The 9,913-nt window shown below is 74.0% G+C and carries 9 protein-coding genes and 1 pseudogene; 6 read left to right on the top strand and 4 right to left on the bottom strand.

Features of this window, described 5'->3' with window-relative positions:
* Positions 1–205: 205 nt before the first annotated feature.
* The gene (locus tag D1825_RS02420; protein ID WP_118765893.1) at positions 206–454 is read left to right on the top strand and encodes a hypothetical protein; all 249 of its coding nucleotides are present in this window, start codon (positions 206–208) and stop codon (positions 452–454) included.
* 22 nt (positions 455–476) lie between these two features.
* On the opposite strand, the gene mscL is transcribed toward D1825_RS02420, so the two are convergent.
* The 3 genes from mscL to D1825_RS02435 form a co-directional block, all read right to left on the bottom strand.
* Positions 477–998: a large conductance mechanosensitive channel protein MscL gene (gene mscL, locus D1825_RS02425; protein ID WP_233549577.1), complete on the bottom strand. Its 522-nt coding sequence runs from the start codon at positions 996–998 to the stop codon at positions 477–479.
* A gap of 45 nt (positions 999–1,043) precedes the next feature.
* Positions 1,044–1,718, bottom strand: coding sequence for an SAF domain-containing protein (locus D1825_RS02430; protein WP_233549578.1), 675 nt, complete (start codon positions 1,716–1,718; stop codon positions 1,044–1,046).
* Between the two features lie 378 nt (positions 1,719–2,096).
* A complete protein-coding gene (locus D1825_RS02435) occupies positions 2,097–2,423 on the bottom strand; it encodes an FmdB family zinc ribbon protein (RefSeq protein WP_118765901.1) in 327 nt (108 codons plus the stop codon).
* A gap of 160 nt (positions 2,424–2,583) precedes the next feature.
* Between D1825_RS02435 and D1825_RS02440 the strand changes: the two genes are divergently transcribed.
* Positions 2,584–5,142, top strand: a complete 2,559-nt coding sequence (locus D1825_RS02440; protein ID WP_118765894.1) for a penicillin acylase family protein — start codon at positions 2,584–2,586, stop codon at positions 5,140–5,142.
* On the opposite strand, the gene D1825_RS02445 is transcribed toward D1825_RS02440, so the two are convergent.
* Positions 5,132–5,803 (bottom strand): 5-formyltetrahydrofolate cyclo-ligase, encoded by a 672-nt coding sequence (locus D1825_RS02445; RefSeq protein WP_118765895.1) that lies wholly within the window; start codon positions 5,801–5,803, stop codon positions 5,132–5,134. The genes D1825_RS02440 and D1825_RS02445 overlap by 11 nt on opposite strands.
* Before the next feature lie 159 nt (positions 5,804–5,962).
* Between D1825_RS02445 and D1825_RS02450 the strand changes: the two genes are divergently transcribed.
* The 4 genes and pseudogenes from D1825_RS02450 to D1825_RS02465 form a co-directional block, all read left to right on the top strand.
* Complete coding sequence (locus D1825_RS02450) at positions 5,963–7,348, top strand: UTP--glucose-1-phosphate uridylyltransferase (RefSeq protein WP_118765896.1); 1,386 nt, start codon at positions 5,963–5,965, stop codon at positions 7,346–7,348.
* Positions 7,349–7,404: 56 nt separating this feature from the next.
* Positions 7,405–8,628 (top strand): molybdopterin molybdotransferase MoeA, encoded by a 1,224-nt coding sequence (locus tag D1825_RS02455; RefSeq protein WP_118765897.1) that lies wholly within the window; start codon positions 7,405–7,407, stop codon positions 8,626–8,628.
* Complete coding sequence (locus D1825_RS02460) at positions 8,628–9,233, top strand: GNAT family N-acetyltransferase (protein WP_118765898.1); 606 nt, start codon at positions 8,628–8,630, stop codon at positions 9,231–9,233. Before D1825_RS02455 ends, D1825_RS02460 begins: the two co-directional genes overlap by 1 nt.
* A gap of 73 nt (positions 9,234–9,306) precedes the next feature.
* Positions 9,307–9,913 (top strand): annotated as a pseudogene (locus D1825_RS02465) (hypothetical protein); the annotation flags it as partial.

Consider the following 9,913-nt stretch of genomic DNA (forward strand, 5'->3'; position numbering starts at 1 on the left):
CTCGTCGGCTGGCTGCGCTCGGACGGGCAGGAGCGCACGCGTGACCAGCTCGCCGCAGCACTGCGCGACGAGCTCGGCATCACGCGGCGCAGCTACCGCGTCGACACGGCCGTGCGCGGCGCAGTGACCCGCGGGATGGCCGGCGACGCCTGACAGCTCCGGCACTGGGCTTCGGCTCGCGGGCGACCGGTGGGATCATCGAACGGTGACCTCACCCCGCCCGCGCCGTCCGCGGGTCATCCGCCCCGCCGGCACGGTCGGGACCGACGACTCCGTGCTGATCTCGTCGCACCCCGCGCAGCCCGCCGCGCCTGCGAAGCCGGCGGCCCAGCCCGCGGAGACTCGTGAGCGTGCGGTGCCGTTCCGGGCGGCCGACGACTCGGACGTCGGATGGGGCGAGCGCAACGACGCGAACGACGACCGGCTCCGACAGGACAAGCCCCCGCACTGGTAGCACCTGGGTCGAGCAGGTGTGCTCAGGCGGTCGGCGGGTAGGTCGGGGGAGTGGGTGACCCTGTGTCGTTGGCAGTTGCCGGGTTCGGGCGGGCCGCGAGCAGGTCGCGGATCTCCTGCAGCAGGAGGATGTCCTCGGCGGGAGCCGCGGGCTCGGCCTCGACACCGCGCTTGCGATGAGCAGCGAGCGCGTTGAGCGGCAGCACGACGAGGAAGTAGATCGCGGCGGCCGTGAAGAGGAACGTCAGCAGCGCGCTGATGATCACGCCGACCTTGATCGGCTCGCCGCCCTCGTCGCCCCACGTGTACGGGCCGATGTCCCAGAGCTCGGTCAGGTCCGGCTGGCCGAAGATCCAGCCGATCAGCGGGTTGATGAAGTAGTCGACGAGCGACTTCACCACAGCACCGAAGGCTGCGCCGATCGCGACACCGACCGCGAGGTCGACGACGTTGCCCCGCGCGATGAAGTCCTTGAACCCCTGGCCCACCTTCGCCAGCCCGGTCAGCCGCGCCCCCACGGCGCTCGTCCCTTTCGTCTCCGACACGTACGCCTCCTCGGTGGCCCTGCCCGGTTGGTCCGTCGACGCCGATCATGGCACGACCGCCGCAGACAGCAAGGCCGACGCCGAGGCAGCGGCCAGGTCGTCGACCTCGTCGGGCGCGACCGCGAGCAGTACGGGCAGACTCTCGTCGTCGGCGGCCACGGCGAACGGTCCACCCGCGGCTGCCTCCCGCGCGGGTGAGGGCAGGACCAGGGCCCGCGAGGCGACCACCGTGCCCGTCTCCGCCTCCGGAGTCGCCGCGAGCACGTCGACCCGCATGCCGGCCGCCAGCAGGGATGCCATGGCCGGGTCGGCGAGGCGCACCGCCGCCACGACGGTCCCGGGCGGCCCGGACAGGTCGTCGGGCACGACGACTCCCGGCACGAGCGGGGTGCCCGCGGTGAGCGGGACCGCGGTCGACGACCCGACGAGCGGAGCAACGGCCCGGGCTGCCTGGGCCGGGGCGAGGGTGACCGGGACAAGCTCCACGCGCAGGTCCCGTGCCGCGAGCACCGTTCCTGCGGCGATCGGGCGTGCGGCGACGACCACGGCGACCGACTCGGGTGGCGGCGGGCGTACCGCATCGATCGCGGCGGAGACGACCACGGCCAGGCAGAGCCCGACGACGAGCGCCCGCCAGCGCCACAACATCGCCCGGACGATCACCGACACCGGGGCGCGACGCCGCGCGAGCGGGGGCGGGGAGTCGACGAACAAGGTCACCCGCAGGACGCTAGGCGCGCCCCGACGAGTGCGAGCCGGCTCTGAGCGAATCGGTGGACGAGCGCTCCGAGTCCCGTGGCTGTGGTCGGCTCACCCACGACGGGTGGCCACCGTGGTGGCCGTTGCCGTCGGGGCGCAAGCACTCGCGGCGTGCGTGCGATGGCTGCATCCAACGTTGCATCACCCGTGCTGTGCGGCAGCACCATCGCCGCAACGAACCCTGCAGCCACCGGCAGCACACCGGCACCGGCAGATGCACAGGCGCCCGGCAGCACGCCCGGCCGGCCGCATGGCTGCATCCAACGTTGCATCACACGCGCCGTGCGGCAGCGCGATCGCCGCAACCAACCCTGCAGCGACCAGCGGGGGGAACGAGGCCTACGCGGAAGCGGCAGGCTTCGCGGCGGAAGCCGCGGCCGGCGCGGCCGCGGGAGCGGCAGGGGCCGAGGGCGCCGCGGGAGCGGCGGGGGTGGACGACGACGAGTCGCTCGACGGAGCCGCGGGGATCGACGACGACTTGCCCGATCCGGCGCGCGCGTCGTTCCGGTAGAACCCGGAGCCCTTGAACACGACCCCGACCGAGGAGAAGACCTTGCGCAGCCGACCGTCGCACTCGGGGCACACGGTCAGCGAGTCCTCGCTGAAGGACTGCTGGATGTCGAACGCGTGGCCGCACACGGTGCACGCGTAGGAATAGGTAGGCACGAGGATCTCCACTGGCAGACGTCCGCCGAGCGGCCGTCGCCGCTGGCACTCACATGGTCTGAGTGCCAATGCTAACCGCCCCGGCGGCCCCGATGTTCCGCGTGCAGCGCTGCGGGCCGGGTTGGCCACCTCGCGCCGGGGGACGAACTACCCTCGCAGGGTGTCCCGCCGTGCTGTCCGCCTGACCCTTGCCTCCGTCGCGATCGTGCTGGTCGTCGCCCTCGTCGCGTCGATCGTCGCCGCGTTCGTCGTCGTGCGCCGACCTCTGCCGCAGACCAGCGGCACGCTGCACCTCGACGGCTTGAGCGCGCCCGTCTCCGTGACGCGCGACGCCCGGGGCATCCCGACGATCACCGCGAGGACCAGCGCGGACCTGTTCCGCGCGCAGGGCTACGTGGCCGCCCAGGACCGGTTCTTCGAGATGGACTACCGCCGGCACGTCACGGCCGGCCGACTCTCGGAGCTCGTTGGCGAGAACGAGGACGCGCTCGAGGCCGACAAGGTCATCCGCACGTTCGGGTGGCGCCGGATCGCGCAGGAGGAGTGGGCGATCCTCGAGCCGCAGACCAAGCTCGCGCTGCAGGCCTACGCCGACGGCGTCAACGCCTACCTCGCGGGCAAGGCCCCCTCGCAGATCGCCGTCGAGTACACGGTGCTCGGCCTGCAGGTGGACACCGACGCCCCCGAGCAGTGGGACCCCGTCGACTCCCTCGCGTGGCTCAAGGCCATGGCGTGGGACTTGCGCGGCAACTACGACGACGAGCTGTCCCGCGCCCGCACGTTCGCCTCGGTGCGTGACGTCGAGAAGGTCGACCAGCTCTTCCCCACCTACCCGCAGGACGTCAACGCCCCGATCCTCACCAAGGCCGACGCGAGAGACGAGGCGACGACCGCCTCGGCCGAGCACCCGCTCGACCTGCGCGACCACGACGTGCAGAAGGCGCTGGCCGCCGCGGACGAGGCGCTGTCCGCCGTGCCGCATCTCGTCCGCGACGGCGAGGGCGTCGGGTCGAACTCGTGGGTCGTGGACGGCAGCCACACGACCTCGGGCAAGCCGATCCTCGCCAACGACCCGCACCTGTCGATCTCCGCGCCGGGCATCTGGCAGCAGATCGGGCTGCGCTGCGAGCAGGTCGGCGACGCGTGCCCCTACGACGTGTCGGGCTTCTCGTTCGCGGGCATGCCGGGCGTCGTCATCGGGCACAACGGCGACCTCGCCTGGGGCCTGACGAACCTGGGCGCCGACGTGACCGACTTCTTCCTCGAGCGCGTGAACGGCACGGTCGTGCAGCGCGACGACGGCACCGAGCCCATGACGATCCGCACGGAGACCATCAAGGTCAACGGCGGCGATGACGTGAAGCTGCAGGTCCGCAGCACGCGGCACGGGCCGATCATCTCCGACGTCATCGACCTCGGCGGCACCGGCAACTCGCCGCTCCCGGACGGCACGAGTGGGCACGGGTACGCCGTCTCGCTCGGCTGGACCGCGCTCGCGCCGGGCCACACGGCCGACGCGCTGCTCGCGATCGACGTCGCCAAGAACGCGACGGACATCGCCAAGGTCGGCCGCCTGCTCGAGGTCCCCTCGCAGAACATCGTGTTCGCCACGGTCGACGGCCACATCGGCTACCAGGCGCCGGGCCGCATCCCGATCCGCGCCCGGGTCTCCGGCGAGGTCCCGTCGGACGGCACGTGGCCGCGCCCCGGCTGGGACAGCGCCTACGACTGGCAGGGCTACGTCGACCCGACCGACATGCCGCACGTCCAGGACCCGAAGAGCGGCATCATCGTCGCCGCGAATCAGCAGGTCACGCCGCGCGGCACCGGCCCGTTCCTCACCAAGGACTGGGACTACGGCTTCCGCAGCCAGCGCATCAACGACCTGCTCGAGGCGGCGACGGCCGACGACGGCACGCTCGGCGTCGCGGAGATGAACACGATCCAGACCGACCAGCACAACCCCTACGCGGACGTGCTCGTCCCCACGCTGCTGTCGCTCAACATCGGCAACGACTTCGACGACGACGGCCAGGACCTGCTGCGCTCCTGGGACCGGGTCAACGACACGGACTCGCCGGCCGCTGCCTACTTCGCGGCCGTGTGGTCGACGATCCTGCGCCTGGCGTTCGACGACGACCTGCCGGACAGCGAGTCGCCCACCGGCGACTCACGCTGGCTCGAGGTGGTCCGCGGCCTGCTCGAGGAACCCGACTCCCCGTGGTGGGACGACCGCTCGACGCCCGGCGTCGTGGAGGGCCGCGACGAGGTGCTGACGCGCGCGATGGTCTCGGCCCGGCGCCAGCTCACGGCCCAGCTCGGCCGCGACCCGCAGGACTGGACGTGGGGCCGGCTGCACGAGGCCGCGCCCGAGCACGCGGTGCTGGGCGGCGACTCGATCCCCGCGCTGGTGCGCCGCCTGGTCAACCCGAAGCCGCTGCAGGTCGGCGGCGGCTCGTCGATGGTCGACGCGACCGCCTGGGACGCGAGCTCCGGCTCGTACGGCGTGACGTCGGCGCCGTCGATGCGGATGGTCGTCGACCTCGGCGACCTGGACTCCTCGACGTGGGTCAACCTCACGGGCTCGTCGGGCCACCCCGCCAGCCCGCACTACACGGACCAGTTCTCCGCGTGGGCGCACGGCACCACGTTCCCGTGGCCCTTCACCGCCGCGGGCGTGCAGGCCGACGCGAAGGACCGCCTGACGCTCAGCCCGTAGGTTCGAGCGGGCCGGCCGGTCCGATGGGTCCGACCGGCCGCCAGCCCTCGGGTGTCGCGACCGCGTCCACGGTGCGGTCGTGCGGCTCGCGGGGCAGCGGCCGGGTCGAGGCGTCGTACAGCTCCTCGGGGAACACCACGGCGATCACGGGCGTCCCGGGCCGGACGTGCTCCAGCGCACGGTCGTACCAGCCGCCGCCCTGGCCGAGCCGGGCGCCGTCGGTGTCGACCGCGAGGGCGGGGGCGATGATCGCCTCGACCTCGGCGAGCGCCGCCGCGCCCAGGGTCGGGCCGCCGGGCTCGGGCGGGCGTCCCGGGGCGCGCTCGCGCAGGTCGTCGGGCCCGGCGTACTCGGCCCAGTCGCGCTGCAGGCCGGAGCCGAGCACGGGCAGCAGGATGCGGGTGCCGCGCTCGTCGAGCAGCTCGAGCAGCGCGTTCGTGCCGGGCTCGGACGGGCGGGCCGCGTAGACGGACACGACCGACGCGTTCGCGACGGCGGGGATGGCGGCGACGACGCGCGCGAGGGCGACCTCGGCCTCGTCGCGCAGGCGCTGCGAGCGGGACCGGCGCGACGATCGGATAGCCGTGCGCAGCCGCTCCTTGACGTCCTCGATCTCGTCGCCCTCGGCGGCGCGCGGATACGGCTGGGCGGCGTTGCTCATGGGACCAGTGTCGCAAAGACCGTCGCGTGAGGGGACCGCCGGACCGACCGGTGAACGGTGCGTGACGCTCCGGGGATTCCGACGAGCACGCGGGGAACCCCAGGCGAACGCGTGACCGGCGCCACTGCGCGGCCCGCCGGACGCCCCTAGCATCGCGACATGAGCGCCGACGGACTCGCACAGGCCCAGCGCACGATGACCGACGGTGGGGTGCACCCCACCGCCATCGACGTGTTCACGCGTTTCTACGGGCTGCTCGAGTCCGGCGAGACCGGCGTGATCGCCGAGGACGACGTCGAGCCGCTCAGGGACGTGCCGCACCTCGCCGATCTCGAGGTGGACGAGGCCAGCGCGCGCGATGCGCTCGCGGCCACCGTGGTCGTCAAGCTGAACGGCGGTCTCGGCACGTCCATGGGGATGGACCGGGCGAAGTCGCTCCTGCGCGTCCGGGACGACCGCACGTTCCTCGACGTGATCGCGGGCCAGGTGCTGGCTGCTCGCGCTGCCACCGGCGCGCGCCTGCCGCTCGTCCTGATGAACAGCTTCCGCACGCGCGACGACACCATCGCCGCCCTGGCCGCCTACCCGGACCTCGCCGTCGAGGGGCTGCCGCTCGACTTCGTGCAGAACCGCGAGCCCAAGCTGCGCGCCGACGACCTCACGCCGGTGCGGTGGCCGGCCGACCCGGACCTGGAGTGGTGCCCACCCGGGCACGGCGACCTCTACACCGCCCTCTACGCGTCGGGAGTGCTCGAGGCGCTGCTCGCGGCCGGCTTCCGGTACGCGAGCGTCTCGAACTCCGACAACCTCGGTGCAGCGCCCGACGCACGGATCGCGGGGTGGTTCGCGGCGTCGGGCGCCCCGTTCGCCGCGGAGGTCGCGCGGCGCACCCCGGCGGACCGCAAGGGCGGGCACCTCGTCGTGCGGCGCTCGGACGCGCGCATCGTCCTGCGGGAGTCGGCCCAGACCCGGCCCGACGACGCCGACGCGGCGACCGACATCGAGCGCCACCGGTACTTCAACACCAACAACCTCTGGCTCGACCTCCAGGCGCTCGCCGACGAGCTCGGGCGGACCGGAGGGGTGCTCGAGCTTCCACTGATCCGCAACGAGAAGACGGTCGACCCGAGCGACAAGACGTCGCCCAAGGTCGTGCAGATCGAGTCGGCGATGGGCGCGGCGATCGAGGTGTTCGACGGCGCGGCAGTGCTGGAGGTCGACCGGTCCCGCTTCCTGCCGGTCAAGACGACCAACGACCTGCTCGTGCTTCGCTCGGACGTCTACCGCCTCGAGCGCGACCAGCGGCTGACCGCGGAGGTCGATGCCCCCTTCGTCGACCTCGACGACCACTACACGACGGTCGCAGCCTTCGACGAGCGCATCCCGGCGACCCCGTCGCTCGCGGGTGCCGCGTCGTTGCAGGTCCGGGGCGACTGGACGTTCGGATCCGGTGTGGTCGTGACCGGCGAGGCCGTGCTCGACGACCCCGGTACCCCGTCGCACGTGCCGGACGGTGCGACGGTCGGGCCCACCGGGATCTCCTGAAGTCGTCCGGCGCGGCCGGTGCGCCTCGCGGGCGCCGCGCGGGGCACAATGCGCGCATGAGATCGGTCCAGGACCACTTGGCGGCCGTGCTGGCCGCCGTCGGGCCGGTCGCGCCGCTCGACGTCGCGCTGCACGACGCCGCCGGCTGCATCCTCGCGGCCGACCTCGTGGCGGGCGCCGACCTGCCGCGCTTCGCCGTCGCGACCCGGGACGGGTACGCCGTCGCCGCGCGCGAGACCGGTGGCTCCGACCGCGTCATGCCCGTCGCGCACGACGTGCGGCCCGGCCGCGGCGCGCCGCTGCGCCTGGCACCCGGGCAGTCCGTGCGCATCGCGTCGGGTGCGCCGCTGCCGGTGGGCGCCGACGCGGTCGTCGCCCTGGAGGAGACCGACCGCGGCACGGCGCGCGTCGCGCTGCAGCGCCCGGCCGTCGCCGGTCAGCACGTGCGCGCCGCGGGATCGGACGTGCGTGAGGGCGAGGTCGTGCTCGAGGCCGGCACCCGCCTCGGCGCCCGGCAGCTCGCGATCGCCGCGTCGCTCGGCCGCGGTCGCCTGCACGTGCACCCCACGCCCCGGGTCGTCCTGCTGACCGTCGGCGACGAGCTCGTCGAGCCCGGTTCGACGCGGTTCGAGGAGGGCGCGGTCTTCGAGGCCGACGGCCACGCGCTCGAGGCCGCGGTCCGCGACGCGGGCGCCTCGCCGGTGCGGGTCGCCATCCAGGGTGACGACCGCAACCTGCTGCGCGAGGCGCTCGACGACCAGCTCGTGCGCGCGGACCTCGTCGTCGTGTGCGGCGGGCTGTCCGAGCTCGCGCACGACACGGTCAAGGACGTGCTCGCCCCGCTCGGCACCGTTCGCCTCGACCAGGTCGCGATGACGCCCGGGCACCGCCACGGCTTCGGCACGGTCGGCTCGGAGCTGGGGCGCGACCGCGAGGTGCCGATCTTCGCGCTGCAGGGCCACCCGGTCGCGGCGCAGGTCTCGTTCGAGGTGTTCGTCCGGCCCGCGCTGCGCGCGATGGCCGGGCACAGCGAGGTGTTCCGCCCGTCGGTCGCGGCGCAGGCCACCGAGGGCTGGTCCTCGCCCCCGGGGCTGCGCCAGTTCGTGCCGGCCGTCGTCCTCGGTTCGCCCGACGAGGGCTACCGCGTGACGCCCGTCGGCGATCCCGCCTCCCCGTCGGTGAGCGCGCTCGCGCACGCCAACGCGCTGGCCGTCGTCGGCGAGCACGACCTCACGGTCCGGTCCGGGCAGACGGTCCACTGCCTGGTCCTGGAGGGCTGATGGCTCCCGGCTGGCCCGCGGTCCTCGTCGACGGCGAGGTGCGCCTGCGCCCGCTGCGGCGGCGCGACCAGGACGCCTGGATGCTGCTGCGCGCGTCGAACGCGGCGTGGCTCGAGCCGTGGGACGCGACGAGCCCTGTGCCGCTCGACGGCCCGCGGCCCTCGTTCTCGTCGTTCGTGCGGACCCTCGCGGCGCAGGCGCGCGCCGGGACGACGCTGCCGTTCGCGGTGGAGCACCGCGGCGCGCTCGTCGGGCAGCTCACGGTCTCGTCGATCGCGTACGGCTCGCTGCGCTCGGCGAGCGTCGGCTACTGGGTCTCGCGGCACGTCGCGGGGCTCGGCATCATCCCGACCTCGGTGGCGCTCGCGACCGACCACTGCTTCGGGGCGCTCGGGCTGCACCGCGTGGAGATCAACATCCGCCCGGAGAACGGCCCCTCGCTGCGCGTCGTCGAGAAGCTGGGCTTCCGTGACGAGGGCGTGCGCGAGCGGTTCCTGCACATCGGCGACGCGTGGTGCGACCACCGCACGTTCGCGCTCACGACCGAGGACGTGCCGGGCGGGCTGCTCGCGCGATGGCATGCCACGCGCACGGCGGGACGCTAGAAATCACACGCATGTAGTTCGACACGCCGCCCGGCTGCGGCGGTGAGCCTCCCGCGCGCCCTACCGTCGGTGCGTGACAGATCTCGCAGGACCCGTCGCGCTCGCGCTCGTGGTCCTGTGGGTCGCTTACCTGGTGCCGCACAAGCTGCGGCACCGGCAACAGCTGCTCGAGTCCCGGGCGGATGACCGGTACTCGGACGCGCTGCGTGTGGTGGCGGTCAGCGACCGGCCCGGCCGGTCGGCCCGCACCGTCGACGCACGTCGGCCGGCGGCACGCAGTACCACGGGGTTGCTGACCCCGGGCAAGGGGGTTCCGGTCCGCCGACCGGTACCCGACGAAGGAGGTACCACCGTGGACCGACCGACAGCGACCCAGGACCGGATCGCGACCGAGGCCGCGCGCCGCACCGCGCAGGCCCGTGCCGCGCACGCCGCCACGACCGCGCGTCGTGGCGCCGCCGCGCGCCGCCGCGGGATGCTCGCCGGCCTCCTCACGCTCGCCACCGTCGTCGGCTGGGTGGTCGTCGGCGTCGCGCCGGCCGTCACCTGGGTCGCCGGCGTGGTGCCCACGGTGCTGCTCGGCGGGGTCGTCGTGCTCGGCCGACGCGCGGTGCTCGCCGGTCGCGCCGCCGACGCCGCGTGGGAGCAGCGCCAGGCCGCCGAGCTCCGCGCCGCCGCCG

Origin of the sequence: Cellulomonas rhizosphaerae (assembly GCF_003470205.1) — a bacterium.
Taxonomy (GTDB): Bacteria; Actinomycetota; Actinomycetes; order Actinomycetales; family Cellulomonadaceae; genus Cellulomonas; species Cellulomonas rhizosphaerae.

Coding starts and splice junctions, on each gene's coding strand:
- D1825_RS02445 (WP_118765895.1), bottom strand. CDS start 5,803: ATGAGCAACGCCGCCCAGCCGTATCCGCGCGCCGCCGAGGGCGACGAG.
- D1825_RS02450 (WP_118765896.1), top strand. CDS start 5,963: ATGAGCGCCGACGGACTCGCACAGGCCCAGCGCACGATGACCGACGGT.
- D1825_RS02460 (WP_118765898.1), top strand. CDS start 8,628: ATGGCTCCCGGCTGGCCCGCGGTCCTCGTCGACGGCGAGGTGCGCCTG.
- D1825_RS02455 (WP_118765897.1), top strand. CDS start 7,405: ATGAGATCGGTCCAGGACCACTTGGCGGCCGTGCTGGCCGCCGTCGGG.